The sequence below is a fragment of the Acinetobacter lwoffii genome (assembly GCF_024129435.1).
GTDB lineage: Bacteria > Pseudomonadota > Gammaproteobacteria > Pseudomonadales > Moraxellaceae > Acinetobacter > Acinetobacter lwoffii_F.
In genome coordinates this window covers 15,825-31,198 of record NZ_JAMXXN010000024.1, presented here as the reverse complement: position 1 = coordinate 31,198, position 15,374 = coordinate 15,825, and the positions used below count along the sequence as shown (strand labels likewise).

At 44.1% G+C, this 15,374-nt stretch carries 14 protein-coding genes; 7 read left to right on the top strand and 7 right to left on the bottom strand.

Annotated elements, in window-relative coordinates; translation table 11 throughout:
* Positions 1–14: 14 nt before the first annotated feature.
* A complete protein-coding gene (locus tag NI455_RS12805) occupies positions 15–1,256 on the bottom strand; it encodes an acyl-CoA dehydrogenase family protein (RefSeq protein ID WP_253114503.1) in 1,242 nt (413 codons plus the stop codon).
* Positions 1,257–1,350: 94 nt separating this feature from the next.
* Between NI455_RS12805 and NI455_RS12800 the strand changes: the two genes are divergently transcribed.
* Together NI455_RS12800 and NI455_RS12795 are read left to right on the top strand one after the other, a co-directional pair.
* Positions 1,351–2,268, top strand: a complete 918-nt coding sequence (locus NI455_RS12800) for a LysR family transcriptional regulator (protein ID WP_253114501.1) — start codon at positions 1,351–1,353, stop codon at positions 2,266–2,268.
* 168 nt (positions 2,269–2,436) lie between these two features.
* Positions 2,437–3,048 (top strand): thermonuclease family protein, encoded by a 612-nt coding sequence (locus NI455_RS12795; protein WP_180181314.1) that lies wholly within the window; start codon positions 2,437–2,439, stop codon positions 3,046–3,048.
* An 87-nt stretch (positions 3,049–3,135) separates the two neighbouring features.
* On the opposite strand, the gene NI455_RS12790 is transcribed toward NI455_RS12795, so the two are convergent.
* From NI455_RS12790 to NI455_RS12780, 3 genes are read right to left on the bottom strand one after another with little or no spacing between them, the layout of a single operon-like run.
* Positions 3,136–3,243 carry a hypothetical protein gene (locus NI455_RS12790; protein ID WP_004647088.1) on the bottom strand — a complete coding sequence of 36 codons (108 nt, stop codon included), beginning with the start codon at positions 3,241–3,243 and terminating at the stop codon, positions 3,136–3,138.
* A gap of 9 nt (positions 3,244–3,252) precedes the next feature.
* Entirely contained in the window at positions 3,253–4,257 is a 1,005-nt protein-coding gene (cydB, locus tag NI455_RS12785) for a cytochrome d ubiquinol oxidase subunit II (RefSeq protein ID WP_005266276.1), read from the bottom strand.
* Complete coding sequence (locus NI455_RS12780) at positions 4,254–5,699, bottom strand: cytochrome ubiquinol oxidase subunit I (RefSeq protein ID WP_004731186.1); 1,446 nt, start codon at positions 5,697–5,699, stop codon at positions 4,254–4,256. The genes cydB and NI455_RS12780 overlap by 4 nt, the downstream gene beginning before the upstream one ends.
* 265 nt (positions 5,700–5,964) lie before the next feature.
* Here NI455_RS12780 and NI455_RS12775 point away from each other — a divergent pair, with 265 nt between their 5' ends.
* Positions 5,965–6,408, top strand: a complete 444-nt coding sequence (locus tag NI455_RS12775) for a MarR family winged helix-turn-helix transcriptional regulator (protein ID WP_253114498.1) — start codon at positions 5,965–5,967, stop codon at positions 6,406–6,408.
* Positions 6,405–7,607: an MFS transporter gene (locus NI455_RS12770; RefSeq protein ID WP_180181312.1), complete on the top strand. Its 1,203-nt coding sequence runs from the start codon at positions 6,405–6,407 to the stop codon at positions 7,605–7,607. The genes NI455_RS12775 and NI455_RS12770 overlap by 4 nt, the downstream gene beginning before the upstream one ends.
* A gap of 6 nt (positions 7,608–7,613) precedes the next feature.
* Here NI455_RS12770 and NI455_RS12765 read toward each other — a convergent pair whose 3' ends face one another.
* On the bottom strand, positions 7,614–8,594 hold the full coding sequence (locus NI455_RS12765) for a GlxA family transcriptional regulator (protein ID WP_253114495.1): 981 nt from the start codon (positions 8,592–8,594) through the stop codon (positions 7,614–7,616).
* 78 nt (positions 8,595–8,672) lie between these two features.
* Between NI455_RS12765 and NI455_RS12760 the strand changes: the two genes are divergently transcribed.
* Positions 8,673–10,496, top strand: coding sequence for an acyl-CoA dehydrogenase (locus NI455_RS12760; protein ID WP_253114519.1), 1,824 nt, complete (start codon positions 8,673–8,675; stop codon positions 10,494–10,496).
* 54 nt (positions 10,497–10,550) lie between these two features.
* On the opposite strand, the gene NI455_RS12755 is transcribed toward NI455_RS12760, so the two are convergent.
* The gene (locus NI455_RS12755) at positions 10,551–11,765 is read right to left on the bottom strand and encodes an alkane 1-monooxygenase (RefSeq protein ID WP_253114492.1); all 1,215 of its coding nucleotides are present in this window, start codon (positions 11,763–11,765) and stop codon (positions 10,551–10,553) included.
* Positions 11,766–11,953: 188 nt separating this feature from the next.
* On the opposite strand from NI455_RS12755, the gene NI455_RS12750 reads away from it, so the two are divergent.
* Positions 11,954–12,904: an AraC family transcriptional regulator gene (locus tag NI455_RS12750; protein ID WP_180038469.1), complete on the top strand. Its 951-nt coding sequence runs from the start codon at positions 11,954–11,956 to the stop codon at positions 12,902–12,904.
* A gap of 2 nt (positions 12,905–12,906) precedes the next feature.
* Here NI455_RS12750 and lpxB read toward each other — a convergent pair whose 3' ends face one another.
* Positions 12,907–14,079, bottom strand: a complete 1,173-nt coding sequence (gene lpxB / locus NI455_RS12745) for a lipid-A-disaccharide synthase (protein WP_253114490.1) — start codon at positions 14,077–14,079, stop codon at positions 12,907–12,909.
* A gap of 387 nt (positions 14,080–14,466) precedes the next feature.
* On the opposite strand from lpxB, the gene NI455_RS12740 reads away from it, so the two are divergent.
* Complete coding sequence (locus NI455_RS12740; RefSeq protein WP_253114489.1) at positions 14,467–15,357, top strand: sulfite exporter TauE/SafE family protein; 891 nt, start codon at positions 14,467–14,469, stop codon at positions 15,355–15,357.
* The last annotated feature ends 17 nt before the right edge of the window (positions 15,358–15,374 follow it).

Sequence of the window (15,374 nt, the reverse complement as noted above, 5' to 3'; positions counted from 1 at the left end):
CTATTTAAGCCAGTTTATTTTTTGTGGCGTGTACTGTAGCCACGTTTTGCCAGTTCCAGTTTGGCAATCATGCCCTTATGCACTTCATCCGGGCCATCAGCCAAACGTAAGGCACGTGCCTGGGCAAAGAATCCGGTCAGTGGCGTATCACGAGAGACACCGGCACCGCCGTGGATCTGGATTGCCATATCGACAACTTTTTCCAGCACACTTGGCGCAACGACTTTAATTGCAGAAATTTCAGTCAGTGCCGCCATATTCCCTAAAGTATCCATTTTATAGGCGGCATACAAGGTCAAAAGGCGTGCCTGATCAATTGCAACCCGGGCTTCCGCGACACGTTCCAGATTGCCGCCAAGTTTTAAAATCTCTTTGCCAAATGCTGTGCGGCTCATGCCTCGGTCAATCATCAACTCTAAGGATTTTTCCGCAGCCCCGATGCAGCGCATGCAATGATGAATACGACCTGGTCCTAAGCGACCTTGAGCAATTTCAAAGCCCTGACCGGCACCGCCAATAAAATTCGAAACAGGGACACGGACATTTTCAAAGCTGACTTCGCCGTGGCCATGCGGAGCATCGTAGTCACCAAACACTGGCAGCATACGTTCAATTTTTACCCCTGCGGTATCTACCGGAACTAGAACCATCGAATGCTGATGATGACGGTCTTTTGTTTCATCTGGAGTATGTGCCATAAAAATAATGATTTTAGTATTTGGATCACCCAGACCTGATGACCACCATTTACGACCATTCAGAACAATCTCATCACCTTGAATTACCGCCGTTGCCTGCATATTGGTCGCATCACTGGATGCAACTGCAGGTTCAGTCATACAAAAGACCGAACGGATTTTCCCTTCTAATAGTGGCTTCAGCCATTGCTGTTTCTGTTCTTCAGAACCATAACGCCACAATACTTCCATATTGCCGCTATCTGGCGCATTACAGTTAAATACGACTGGTGCAATCAGGCTACGACCTGAAAGTTCGGCAATATGTGCATATTCCTGAACCGATAAACCCTGGCCAAGTTCAGGACAAGGGAGAAACATATTCCAAAGGCCAGCTGCCTTGGCTTTGGCTTTTAAGCTTTCCAGTTCTGCAGGCCATTGCCATTTGGTCCAGTCGCCGCCTTGGTTCAACTCATGAACTTGCTGCCAGAAATCAGCTTCAACTGGTTCAATTTCCTCAGCAATAAATTTTTTGGTTCTATTTAAATAATCTTGTGCACGTGCTGAAAGCTCAAACATCTCTTTATCCCTCTAAATATTCTAATTCATACGCTTTACAACACCTTAACCCAAAACCTATTATGAATAAAATGATTTTACTCCATACATTATTATGCATAGCATTCATTCTAAAACAGTCATGGACCTGCGAAATTTTCATCGTATCGACATTAACCTTTATCCGCTTTTTATGGCAATTTATGAGCAGAACAGTATTTCTAAAGCTGCACAGATTTTATCAGTTAGCCAGTCTGCTGCCAGTCATGCTTTACAACGTTTAAGACAGCATTTACAGGATGATTTATTTGTACGTACTGGCAGCAAAATGCAACCTACGCCGTTTGCGGAACAGATCTATCCTGAGCTGAAGAATGCACTTTTTGCGATTCAAAATATTTCAATACAGCATCAGCACTTCAGACCGGAAATGATTCAGAGTTTGAAAATTGCCGTACATGATGAAATTGAGCCAATGATCTTTCCCAGACTGGTTCAGCACTTTCAACAACTCAATCTGGAAATTCAACTTAGCAGCATGAAGCTGGACCGTAAAAATATAGCAGCAGACCTCGCCTCTCAACAGATTGATTTTGTCATAGATCTGGAACAAAACATTGCTGAAAAAATCCAGTTTGAACGCTTGGTGCAAGATGAATTTGTAGTGTGTACACAATTAACAGAAATGAATGAGCAGATTTATCTTGCCTCGCCTCATATTGGCGTGTCATCACGCCGTACTGGTGTTTTGGTTGAAGATATTTATTTAAGTCGGAAACAATATTCACGACAGATTTTTTTACGCTGTCAGCATTACTCAACTGCTCTGCAAATTCTGGAGCAGCAAAAGACAGCCATGCTGACTATTCCTAAAAATGTATTGACGCATTTACAATTGGCTACCAGTCTAAATATTTTTGAAGTCCCTGTGGAACTGCCGAAAATTAATATGGGGATGTATTGGCATAAGGATTTGCAAGAGAATAAAAGACATCAATTTTTGAGAAGTGAAATTTATAAAATTTTTGCTTAGGCTATTTATAAAGGAATGCAAGTTTACTTAGGCTATTTTTATATAAGTTTAGATGGTTGCATCTTCATCTTTTCAGTAGAAAAATATACTTAGGCTATTTTAGCTGGTACAAAACTAAACACTGAGTGATTAGCTTTTAAGCCGTAGATCTACTGGCTTTGCTCTAAAATGGCTCGACTTTTAGCTGTGATTTTACAGCTGGTTTTGCTGATTTGGATCTTGCCTTTGTTAAATCTCTCCATCACCTGGCAAATTGTGCTGGGCCTCGTACTGCTGTGTTTTTCTTATTATCTGCTGCATAAAATTACAGTTTATTTAAAAGATGTTTTCCGCCCCTTTAAGAAAGGCAAAAAATACTGGTGCCGTGTAAAAGCCGTAAGTGATGGTGATACCCTCACCTGCTACCGTTTTAATATTCGTCGCTCTGAGACCAAATTGCGCTTTGCTTTTGTCGATGCCCCTGAATCATCACAAGCCTATGGCAAGGAATCGCAACGTCTGGTCAAAAGCATGGTGAATAATAAAATGGTTCGGGTCAAGATAACCGACATTGACCGTTATGGTCGCTGTGTGGGTGTCGTCTATCGCTATCGCAAAAATATCAATGAAGAGATTGTCAAACGTGGTGCAGCGTGGGTCTATGAAGAATATATCAAGGACAAAACCCATTTACGCTATATGATGGAACTGCAAAATAAAGCCAAGAAACAGAAAAAAGGCCTTTGGAAAAGTAGCCGTCCTGTACGTCCAAGTGTTTATCGTAAACAGGTAAAATCGTAAATTTGGTTTTATCAAAGATAAATGGCAAATAATAAAAAGTGATCAGTACATTCAGATCACTTTTTTCATTTTTTTAGTTTTACTAATTTAATAAGCCAAATGCACCAGAAAGCGGAATGCGCCAGCAATCAGGGCCAGCGTTAAAAATCCTGCCAGCCATAATCCTACAAACCATAATGCCTGTTTGCCTTTCATGACCACTCCTTAATGATAGCCATCATCGCCGACCCTGACCTTATGCCGGAACACCCAATAGGACATACCAGTATAAATCACAATAATAGGAATCAGGATCAAGGCACCAATCAAGGCAAATAGCTGGCTATTTTCATGCGCTGCAGCCTGCCAGATAGTCACGCTCGGCGGGATAATATATGGCCATAGACTGATCAAGAATCCAGTATAAGCGAGGAAAACCAGAACCAGCATATAGGTAAATGGACCTAATTCACTGCGTCTCTTACAGGCACGCAAAGCCAGCCAGGTAAATAGCAGAACCAGAACTGGAACGGGCATAAAATAGGTAAATTGTGGCTGACTAAACCAGCGTTCTGCAATCTGAGGATGAGTCAACGGCGTATAAATACTGACAGCACCCAATATGATCAGCAAGGCAATAATCAGCTTAGGCATCAGTTTAAACATTCGATCCTGCAAATCATCTCCGGTTTTATAGATCAGCCAGCCACAGCCTAATGCCGCATAGAGCACCACCACACTGATTCCGGTGAAAATACTGAATGGAGTGAGCCAGTCCAGACCACTACCGACATAGACACCATTTCGAGTTTCAATGCCCTGAATATAGGCCCCTAAAATCATGCCTTGCAGGAAACTGGTAATCGCAGAACCACCGATAAAGGCTTTATCCCACCAATGCTTACTGCGGTTTGCCTTGAAGCGGAACTCAAAAGCCACGCCGCGGAAAATCAAGGCAATCACCATCAGAATAATTGGCATATACAGTGCCGAGAGTACGGTCGAGTAAGCAAGTGGGAAAGCTGCAAATAACCCTGCACCACCCAGTACCATCCAGGTTTCATTGCCATCCCAGACCGGAGCCACGGTATTCATCATGACATCACGTTCATCCTGATGCGGAAAGAAAGGAAACAAGATGCCGATGCCCAGATCGAAACCATCGAGAATGGTATAAATCAATACACCCAAACCAATAATCACAATCCAGATTAATGATAAATCAATCATTTTTTATCCTCCTGATCCGGTTGTTCAGGAACTTCTTCGATACGTTCGCGAATACTACTTAATGGCCGGCGTGAAGCCTGCACTACATCGCTATCTGATTCATGATCTGGTCGGGTATGAATAAACTCTGGACCTTTGTGCATCAGACGCAACATGTAGTAAATTCCGATACCAAATACCACACAGTAGACGACTACAAAAATAATCAGAGTCAGCCCCACCTGTTCAGCGGAAACCGGAGACAATGCATCCTTGGTTCGCATGATGCCGTAGACTACCCAAGGCTGACGGCCGACTTCTGTGGTAAACCATCCCGCCAGCATGGCAATAAATCCGGAAGGTCCCATAATCAGGGCAAATCGGTGCAATGCACGGGACTCATAAAAGCGACCACGGGTACGTGCCCACGCTCCCCATAACGCCAGTAACAGCATCAATACGCCGAGTCCGACCATAATCCGGAAGCTCCAGAACACCACCAGCGAATTCGGCCGGTCTTCAGGCGCAAAGTCTTTAAGTCCTGTAACCTTTCCATCCATCGAGTGGGTTAGAATCAGGCTACCCAAGTTGGGAATTGCGACTGCATATTTGGTTTCTTCGGCCTCCATATCTGGAATACCAAAGAGATATAAGGGCATGCCTTCGTCATGATTGGTTTCCCAGTGCCCTTCCATGGCTGCAAGTTTGGCTGGCTGATGTTCAAGGGTATTAATACCGTGCATATCACCGACGATGACCTGTAAGGGCGCGAGTACCAGAAGCAGCCACATCGCCATGGAAAATGAAGTCTTGACCAGTGCATCACGACGGCCTTTGATGAGGTGCCATGCGGCTGTAGCAGCGACCAGTAAGGCGGAAACCAGAAAGGCAGCCATGGCCATATGGGCCAGACGATAAGGGAAAGATGGGTTAAACACGATAGCAAGCCAGTCTTGCGGAACAATCAGGCCATTTTCAATCGCAAAGCCTTGTGGGGTCTGCATCCAGCTATTGGACGATAGAATCCAGAACATGGAAATACAGGTGCCTATCGCAACCATCAAGGTCGAGAAAAAGTGCGCCTTTGGTCCCACTCGCCCCCAGCCAAATAACATGATGCCCAGAAAGCCCGCTTCCAGAAAGAAAGCGGTGAGTACTTCATAGGCCAATAAAGGTCCAGTCACGCTGCCTGCCACCCGGGAAAACTCACTCCAGTTGGTTCCAAACTGGTAGCTCATGACCACACCAGAGACGACACCCATCCCGAATGCCACAGCGAAAATTTTCACCCAGAATTTGAATAGATCCTGAAAAATCGGATTTTGGGTTTTGAGCCAGCGCCATTCCAGAATGGCCAGAAAGCTGGCCAAGCCAATAGAAATTGCCGGAAAAATGATATGAAAAGATACAGTAAAGGCGAACTGTATTCGTGCTAACTCTAATGCAGTTAAACCCAGAGTCATAAGCTTCACCTATGCATTGTTATTTGGCATCTTTGCCCTTCAATTTTTAAGTCATGAATTTTTCTAGTGACATGGCTAGCTTAGGCGTGGCTGTTATAAAAAGTATGTAGTCTTTTGTTGATTATTTTTTAATCAGGTTAAACTATGTAACTCTTGCTGATAAAGAAAATATTACTCTGAATAATTTTTAAAACTCTCCTCTTGAGCTTTAGATAAAACAGGCGTAAATTAGGCCTAAATTTAGTTACCCAGGTTAACTAACCATATGTTTTCCGAATCTCCCCGACTTCGTACGCTGTTATTACGCTGCGCACGACTGATGAGCGATGAGATCAATACGATCTTGTTGTCATCTCAATTAAATTATTCCTTATGGCAGGTGTTATACGTCATCCAGTCAAAGCAACAATGCACGCTGGTAGATATTTCCAGTTATCTCAATGTATCCAAGCCCGGTATTACTAAGCGGATTCAGCAACTGGTTGAACTCGATCTGATTGCCCAACTCGAAACTGAAGACAAACGTCAAAAGCTGTTCAAGTTGAGTGAGCAAGGAATTGAGACCTTTGCGATGTGTTCCAAACAGATCGATGCATTTGAAGATCAGTTGCTTGAGCACATTGCATCAGATGATCTTGAAGGCAGTAAAAATACCTTGATGCAACTCATTCAGCAGTTATATCCCTCATCTCAGGACAGACCTCAATGAGCCAAGAACAAGAAGCGCCTTTATGGACGCCCAATTTTATCCTGATCAGTCTGGTGAATTTCCAGCTGGTTCTGGTGTTCTACTTACTGGTGATTGTGATTGTCGGCTACTCAGTGGCTGAGCTAGGGGCTTCGACTGCACAAGCCGGTCTGGTATCAGGTCTGTTTATTGTCGGCACCCTATTCGGACGATTATTGATCGGAAAATTACTGAATCGGCTGGGTTTGAAAAATACGCTTGTCATTGGCCTGACTGGCTTTCTGCTCTTTTCCGGACTGTATATGATTCCGGCCAAGCTGGAAGTTTTATTGGGTATCCGCCTAATACACGGTTTTATGATGGGTATGGCTTCTACTGTACTGGGTACAGTGATTGCACAGACCATTCCTGCCACACGGCGTGGTGAAGGAATTGGATATTTCAGCATGAGCAGCACCCTTGGCACAGCGATTGGTCCCTTTGCCGGAATCTGGCTGATGACAAATTTTAATTATCAGGTAATTTTCATCTTTACCAGTATTGTTGCGCTCAGCTGCCTGATCTGTGGGCTATTTATCCAGCCACCACGCCTTAAGGCAAGTCATTCGTCAGCAGTCTCTACTCCGCAAAGCACCAGCAAACTGGCTCAGTATATTGAACCGAATGCGCTACCGATTGCACTGATTGTACTGCTGGTGGCTACTTCTTATTCAGGCATATTGTCGTTTATTCACTTTTATGCCAAAGACATTAATCTGGTCGAAGCAGCATCATTCTTTTTCTTAATGTATGCCTTTGCCATTTTGCTGTCGCGTCCTTTTACTGGCCCCTTAATGGACCGTAAAGGTGAAAATATCATTATCTATCCTGCCATTGTGATTATGGCACTGGGAATATTGCTACTCAGTCAGGCGCAAAACTCTGTGATGTTACTCACTAGTGCAGCGTTACTCGGTTTTGGTTTTGGGAATATCCAGTCAGTGTGTCAAACCATTGCGGTGAAAAGTACGACATTACAGCGTATGGGACTCGCAACCTCAACCTTCTTTATTGCCCTGGATGCCGGTCTTGGTTTTGGCCCGTATTTCCTGGGTATGCTGCTGGACCAAATTGGTTATCGCCAGCTTTATCTGTTCTCGGCGCTGCTCACCCTGAGCTGTCTGGTCTGGTATTACCTTCTGCATGGCCGGAAAGCAGGAAAAATACAGCCTTCTCATTAAACGCTTTTAAAAGCGCCGGCTAAACCGGCGCCGGTATTCCAACGGCGTCAGACCGGTTTTTTTATGAAATAAACGGCGGAATGAACTTGGGTCCTGATAGCCGACATTTTGCATGATCACATCCACAGCTTGATCGGTTTCTTCCAGTCGTTTACGGGCGGCTTCAATCCGGATTGCTTGTAAATACTGATTGGGCGGTATGTCTAAGGCTTGTTTAAAGCGTCGAATCAGGGTTCGGCCAGTCACATTAAACTGTTCCGCCAGCTCGTTCAAACTAAAATCTTCATGAAAATGCTGCTCTAGCCAGTTCTGGATTTTTTGTACCAGTTCATCATGGTGCGGCTGGCCAATATTCAGCAATGAATAAGACAACTGGCTATCACGGCGGTAATCAATTACGAAAGATTTAGCCGATTGCATGGCCACCTCAAAGCCATACAAGCGCTCAATCAGATGCAAACCCAGGTCAAACCAGGCCAGGCCTCCACCTGCACAATAGATATTCTGATCCCGGCTAATCATCAGATCGGCATTCAGTTTCACCTTAGGATAGCGTGAACGAAACACTTCCTGAAAACCCCAATGTGTTGTTGCAATCCGGTCATCTAAAATGCCTGCTTCTGCCAGAAAAAAATTCCCCGTACAGTTTCCTGCAATTAAAGTCGCCTCTGCATGTGCAGATTTTAAAAAATGAATCAGTTCTGGATTTTGTTGCAATACATCCTGAATTGGTGCAGCGATGGTCGGTACCACCAGAATATCTGCAGTTTGAATCTCTTGATAAGAAACATGTGCCTGCAACTGCAGCCCATTGATACACCGAATCGGGTGTCCATCCGGACTGGCGATACTCACCTTAAACAGGCGCTGTACATCCTGCTGCTGGATCCGGTTCCAGCTTACGCCAGCCATGGCAAATAAATCGACCACGCCCGTAATGGCCGAAGCCAGTGCCCCATCAAAGCCTAAAATCACCACATCTTGCATATTTTTTTATTTGTCACTTTTCACCCGATTCATGTCATTATTGACAATCCTCCTCAATAAAAGCAACTGCTAGTCTTGATGCTATCTCAAGGATTGCACATTCAGGATAGTACCGTGACCCAACTGATTAATGATAAAGATCTGCATTTCCAGCTTTATGACGTATTCAAACTTGAAGCGCTGACTAAACTGCAACGCTATCAGGATCATGACAAAAATACTTTCGACAGTATTCTGGAAACGGCAAAAGGTATCGCGACTGATTATTTTGCGCCGCATAATGCCAAAGCTGATCAACAAGAACCGAACTTTGATGGCAAACAGGTCAAAACCATTGATGAAGTGAAGACAGCCTGGCAACAGTTTGCCGATGCCGGCCTGCTTTGCGCCCAGCATGATTATGCAGATGGTGGCATGCAACTGCCCACTTTGGTGAATATGGCCTGCAATGCTTATTTTATGTCGGCCAATCCGTCCACCGTGGCTTATTCTTTTCTAACGGCCGCTGCGGCGAACCTGATACAGGCTTTTGCCTCCCCAAAACAAAAGCAAATATTCCTACCGCATATGTTGAGTGGCCGCTTTGCTGGCACCATGGCCATGACAGAGCCGAATGTAGGTTCCTCTTTGGGCGATCTGACCACTAAAGCCATTCCTCAGGCAGATGGAATTTATAAAATTAAAGGCCAGAAAATGTTTATTTCGGGTGGCGATCAGGACATTAGCGAAAATATTGTGCATCTGGTCTTGGCGCGGATTCAGGATGCGCCGCAAGGCGTGAAAGGAATTTCCCTGTTTATCGTACCAAAATTCAAAACCAACGAGGATGGTTCACTCGGTGAAGCTAATGATGTACAGCTGGCTGGCTTACTGCACAAAATGGGCTATCGAGGTACTACATCTACAGTTTTAAGCTTTGGAGAAAATGATAATTGCTTAGGCTATTTAATTGGTGAACCCGGTCATGGCTTAAAATATATGTTCAAGATGATGAATGAAGCACGTGTGGGTGTCGGTCTGGGCGCAGCCATGATTGGTTATCGTGGCTATCTGGAATCTTTGGATTATGCTAAAAACCGTCCGCAAGGCCGGCCAGTTCATGAAAAAACACCTGACTCGAAACCAGTAAATATCATTGAACATACCGATGTCAAACGCATGCTACTGGCGCAAAAGTCATATGTAGAAGGTTCGCTGGCACTTTGCTTATTTGCAGCCCGATTAATTGATGAACTTCAGGCAGCTCAAGATGAAGATAGTGCAATTCTGCTTGATCTCATCACCCCGGTGGTCAAATCTTTCCCTTCTGCCTATGGTCCGAAAGCCAATGATCTGGCTATTCAGGTCCTGGGCGGCGCGGGTTATACTCGTGAATATCCGGTGGAGCAATGTTACCGTGATAACCGGCTCAATCCGATTCATGAAGGAACTTACGGCATTCAATCTCTGGATCTGCTGGGACGTAAACTCTGGCAGCATAATGGCAAAGGGCTCAATCTGCTCATGCAGCGCATCCAGAAGACCTTGTCAGAGATTCATGAACCTAAGATAGTGGAACTCGCAAAGATCTATAAACAGCATCTTGCCACTGTGCAAAAGACTACACAGATTTTAGGCCAGGCCTTGCATCAAGGCAAAGTCAGCGAAGCTTTGGCCAATTCAGGCCTGTATCTGGATATGATGGGTAAGACCATCCTAGCCTGGCTATGGCTGGAAATGGCGAATCAGGCTCAACTCAAGTTTGGCACATCTTCGCAGGCAGAAGATCAGACTTTTCTGGCAGGGAAAATTCAGGCAGCTCAATATTTTATTCGCTGGGAACTCCCTGAAATTGAACATCAGGCCAAATTACTGATGACTCTGGATGATACTTGCTTGAATATGCAAGTCGACTGGTTCTAGGCAGAATTCATCAAAAAATGCGCCTTTATCGGCGCATTTTTATTCTGTAATTTATTAAGCGGCAGAGTCTTTTACACCAAACTTTTTAAACAGCTTGGCACGCTTGGAGGTCAAGATATTGGCCTTGCTTAAATCGCCCTGATAATGCTGATACACCCGCTGGTCCATGATTTTGTACCATAAAGGTGGAATCAAGGCTGGAATCAACATGGTTGCATAACCGCTGGGTAATTCTGGCGCTTCATCAAAATGCCGCAACGCCTGAAATGGACGGCTTGGAAAAGCATGATGATCAGAATGGCGTTGTAACTGATACAAAAACAGATTAGTCACGATATTGTTGTTATTCCAGCTATGTTCCGGCAAGGTTCGCTCATAACTGCCATCCGCTTTCTGTCCACGTTTCAGTCCGTAGTGCTCGATATAATTCACAATCTCAAACAGGCTAACGCCATAAAATGCCTGTGTCAGTGTATAAGGAATAATTTTCTTGCCATACGCCTTTAGCATCAAGGCATGATAGCCGGCACTCATGGCCCAACCATGAAACAGCTCATTTTCCTGATTAAAGAATTTCAGTCCCTTACGCTCGAGCCGTCTTTTTTCAATCTGGATTGCAGATTTTAATCCGCCTATTACGGTACGTGGCCAGAAACGGTAAAAAGATTCACCCATTTTTGAAGATGCCGGATCTTCTGGTGTCGCCACCCGTTTATGGTGTCCATAAGGATGTTCGATCCGGAAGTGGTTATAGCCCAAAGGCATCAGACTGGCATGAGACCAGTAATGGTCTTTTTTCTGGGGACGATGGCTGAGTTCATGTGCGGTATTCACCCCCACACCATTAATCGCACCCATAGAAACTCCAAGCAGTACCTGATCCAGCAAAGACACATTTGGCCGGCTTACGACATAACCGGCAAAGGCATTGGCTGCCATTTGCAAGGGAATAAATGCTTTTACAATGCGGTCATAATAAGGATCGTTAACCAGTGCCTTGATCTGCGCATCATTTGGATTATTGGCATCATCGCCAATCAGTGCGTCCAATGTCGGAATGATGACATGCAATAATAAAGGCCCGCCCATCGCAAAGACTTTTTGAGTGGCTTTAGGACCAAAATGATAACCGGCCAGAATTCCCATTCCGATCACAGGCAGACCTGGGCTGAGCAACCAGCCAAAACGTTTTTTATCCAGCTTTACACCTTTTAGTGCCGACGCTTCCTGCGTAAACTGCGCTTTCTGGATTTGTGCAGGGGCATTCATTGCGACCTTCCTTTTTTATGTTACTCTGCACTTATAGTTGAATATTTCAGCAGCCGCGAACAGTATTCAACGTCCAGAAAAGCTATGTCAGCGTCTTTGGCACATGCTGCCAAATTCTGGCCTAAAATCACAAAGTTAAAAAATTTATAGTCAATTAAATGAAATAAAACAGAAGAATAGAGTTAGGCATGGATGCTTTAAGTAAAATTTTTGATGATATTCATCTGGAAAAATCGGAATATCTTTATCTGAATGTATTTCATCCGGGCGGCTTTGACTATCAACATGAACCCTTTATGCTGGCCTATATCCTGTTACAAGGACAGGCGCAATTAAAGTTCATGAATGGTGATCGACTGGAGCTGCAACAAGGTGATCTGGTGCTATTACCCGCAGGTTCCTCCCATCATGTTTCCTGCCCAGACAATGCCGATTTTTCTGAGCACCATGCGATTAATCCTTATTTTCAGAGCAATGTACAGCAATGTATTGATCTCAATCGGGAAAATTCGGCGGAGCATAGTTTCATACTGGCTATTCGTTCTAGCTTGGATATCCAGATGGCCAAACCTCTTTTGAGTGCATTACCTAAATACCTGCATATTCAACATATTCTGGGTGATACCGCACCGGAATGGTTACAGGTCGGCTTGCAATTTCTTGCACTGGAAACCCAGCAGCTTCGTCCCGGACGTGACAAAATTCTGGATCATCTGGTCAGTATTTTACTGATTGAATGCGTGCGAGATTATATTTTAAACCTGGAAAATGCCTCGAGCTGGCTGAATGCTCTTTCGCATCCGGAATTATCTAATGCACTGGCGGCGATTCATGGCAAACCTGAACAGTCCTGGACCGTAGAAAGTCTGGCCGAACAGTGTCATATGTCACGTTCCAAATTCGCCCAACTGTTTACCCAGATTGTCGGTGAGCCACCCCTTGCCTATCTGCAACAGCACCGCCTGCGTCTGGCAGCGCAATATTTGAGAAATAGTGGATTTGGTATCCAGCAGATCGCTTATCTGGTTGGTTATTCATCCGAGACGGCGTTTAGTCAAAGTTTTAAAAAACAGTTTGAACAGACGCCGACCCAATACCGGCTGAATTGTCAGAAGAACCAGTCTTTATTACCAGACTAAAATTACTGGACTAATGCCAATACTGCTGTGACCGGATCTTCGCTATTGCCAGAAAGTAGCTGCTTGTGCATGGTGATATGCTGCATAACCTGAATCTGCGCTGCTTCAATATCCATCAGTTTTTCAATTTCAGCTGCCAGATTTTCAGGTGTAGCAGCGGATTGGATGAGTTCTTGAATCACTTTTTTGCCAGCAATTATATTTGGTAATGAAAAATATGGGATTTTTACCAGTAATTTGGCAATTCGATAGGTCAGCCAGTGCAATTTATAAAAAGTCACCATCGGACGGTGCAGCAACATCGCTTCAAGCGTTGCTGTTCCAGACGCCAGTGCAATGATATTGGATGCATTCATGACCTGACGGCCAATTTTGGACTCAGCGCTGGTATTTTCCATCAGGCGAATTTGGGCTTTTAAGCTCTCAGGATAAGTGGCCAATAAACTTTCGATTTGCTGTTTACGCGCATCATTAATCGCAGGAATCAGAAAGGTATAATCCGGATGTTTCTGATGCAGAATATTGGCAGCATCCAGAACCAAAGGTCCCAAACGCTCAATCTCGCCACGACGACTGCCTGGCAATAAGGCAATATATTTCTGATGTGGATCCAGACCTAATTCTGTCTGAGCATCCAGAATCGGATTTTCAAGCGGCAACTGACTGGCGAGCGGATGTCCAACAAAAGCTGCCGGAACATCCCATTGCTTGAAAAAGGCTTTTTCAAATGGAAATAGGCACAGTACCAGATCAATACTGGCTTTAATGCCATGTATACGGCCTTGACGCCATGCCCAGACCGAAGGACTGACGTATTGCACGGTTTTAATCGGTAACTGTTTTTGTTTAATGGTTTTTGACAAACGCAGGTTAAAATCAGGCGCATCAATCCCGATAAAAATATCGACCGGATCTTTAGTCCAGGTTTCCACCAGACCATCCCGCACAGCAAACAGTTTTTTAATATCTTTTAAAACTTCGACAATGCCCATCACCGATAAAATATCCATCGGATAATAGCTTTTAAAACCTTCCGCGATCATTTGTGGACCACCGATACCTTCAAATTCAGCATCAATGCCTTGCTCACGAAAACGGCGAATCAATTTTGCGCCAAGCGTATCTCCAGAGACTTCACCGACCACGATTCCAATTTTAAGCTTTCGATTTAGCAAGTGGGTTTCCTCTCAGATCCGCATGGAAATTTATTGAATCGGGATTCTAACATAATCCTGTAACTATTCCGGAAGAAGCTTAAGCATCTTCTCATTTTAAGAAACTCACCATTTAGAATAACTTAGTCAATAAGGGAGCTTGCATAACAAGAATTAAATCGACATTTACAGGTACATTCAATTAGACAGAAATGGGTCAAATCGGACAGTTAAAATCAATCATTATATTCGCACTTTATACATAACCCAGTGAATAAACATGAAAGATCACCTAATATTCTTCACCTAGCTTTATCTTTTTTATGCATAAGTAAATCAATAATCAAGACAACGACTTATATCCAAAAGTCATAAGATATGCTCGTTTTTTGATTTTGGCATATATGCATGTTTGGTCCGATTGAATTTATTTTAGCAGGCGTTCTGGTAGGTTTTTGTGTAGGTGTCACCGGTGTCGGTGGCGGTTCATTAATGACGCCAATTCTTATCAGTTTATTCCGGATTGAACCGCATATCGCGATTGGTACTGACCTGCTCTATGCCGCGATTTCTAAATTCTGTGGCTCGTTTGTGCATGCCAAGAAAATGAATATTGTCTGGCCGATTGTGATCTGGCTGGCCGTTGGCAGTATTCCCGCATCTTTTGCAACACATTGGGTTCTTGATAACTATCTGAGCCAATCAACGCATTACAAGGCCGTCCTGACCATGGTATTGGGCTTTATGCTAACCATTACCGGCTTATCCATTCTGTTTCGTAGCCAGATCGAAAATCTTTTTAATAAATACAGAAAACAAGAACTACCGGATATGACCCAAGATCTGGAAAAAGTAAAGCTGCAAGCCAAGGAAAAGCGCGTAGCCATTATCATCATGGGCATTATCTTGGGCATATTTGTCACGCTCTCTTCAGTGGGTGCCGGCGCATTTGGCATCATGGCACTTGTAGTGATGTTCCCGAATCTGCCGATGATTCGTATCATTGGCTCAGATGTTGTGCATGCAGTGTTACTGACCCTGGTTGCAGGGCTGGGTCATATGTCTTCAGGCAATGTCGATTTCATGCTACTCATGTGGTTATTGGTGGGTTCTATTCCGGCAATTATTGTGGGGACCTTGCTTAGTTCACGTATGCCGGAAAAACTGATTCGCAAAATTTTAGGTATCACCCTATTTGCCCTCGGTGTAAATTTCATGATTAATCCTGTGAAATCAAAACCGGCCCAACCTGCTGAAACAGCAATGATAATCATGAGCCAAAATTCCCCGTCCGTTTAAGTTAACTATCCGATTCA

Coding starts and splice junctions, on each gene's coding strand:
- NI455_RS12805 (WP_253114503.1), bottom strand. CDS start 1,256: ATGTTTGAGCTTTCAGCACGTGCACAAGATTATTTAAATAGAACCAAA.
- NI455_RS12800 (WP_253114501.1), top strand. CDS start 1,351: ATGCATAGCATTCATTCTAAAACAGTCATGGACCTGCGAAATTTTCAT.
- NI455_RS12740 (WP_253114489.1), top strand. CDS start 14,467: ATGTTTGGTCCGATTGAATTTATTTTAGCAGGCGTTCTGGTAGGTTTT.
- NI455_RS12790 (WP_004647088.1), bottom strand. CDS start 3,243: ATGAAAGGCAAACAGGCATTATGGTTTGTAGGATTATGGCTGGCAGGA.
- NI455_RS12795 (WP_180181314.1), top strand. CDS start 2,437: ATGGCTCGACTTTTAGCTGTGATTTTACAGCTGGTTTTGCTGATTTGG.
- NI455_RS12750 (WP_180038469.1), top strand. CDS start 11,954: ATGGATGCTTTAAGTAAAATTTTTGATGATATTCATCTGGAAAAATCG.
- NI455_RS12770 (WP_180181312.1), top strand. CDS start 6,405: ATGAGCCAAGAACAAGAAGCGCCTTTATGGACGCCCAATTTTATCCTG.
- NI455_RS12775 (WP_253114498.1), top strand. CDS start 5,965: ATGTTTTCCGAATCTCCCCGACTTCGTACGCTGTTATTACGCTGCGCA.
- NI455_RS12765 (WP_253114495.1), bottom strand. CDS start 8,594: ATGCAAGATGTGGTGATTTTAGGCTTTGATGGGGCACTGGCTTCGGCC.
- cydB (WP_005266276.1), bottom strand. CDS start 4,257: ATGATTGATTTATCATTAATCTGGATTGTGATTATTGGTTTGGGTGTA.
- NI455_RS12780 (WP_004731186.1), bottom strand. CDS start 5,699: ATGACTCTGGGTTTAACTGCATTAGAGTTAGCACGAATACAGTTCGCC.
- NI455_RS12755 (WP_253114492.1), bottom strand. CDS start 11,765: ATGAATGCCCCTGCACAAATCCAGAAAGCGCAGTTTACGCAGGAAGCG.
- NI455_RS12760 (WP_253114519.1), top strand. CDS start 8,673: ATGCTATCTCAAGGATTGCACATTCAGGATAGTACCGTGACCCAACTG.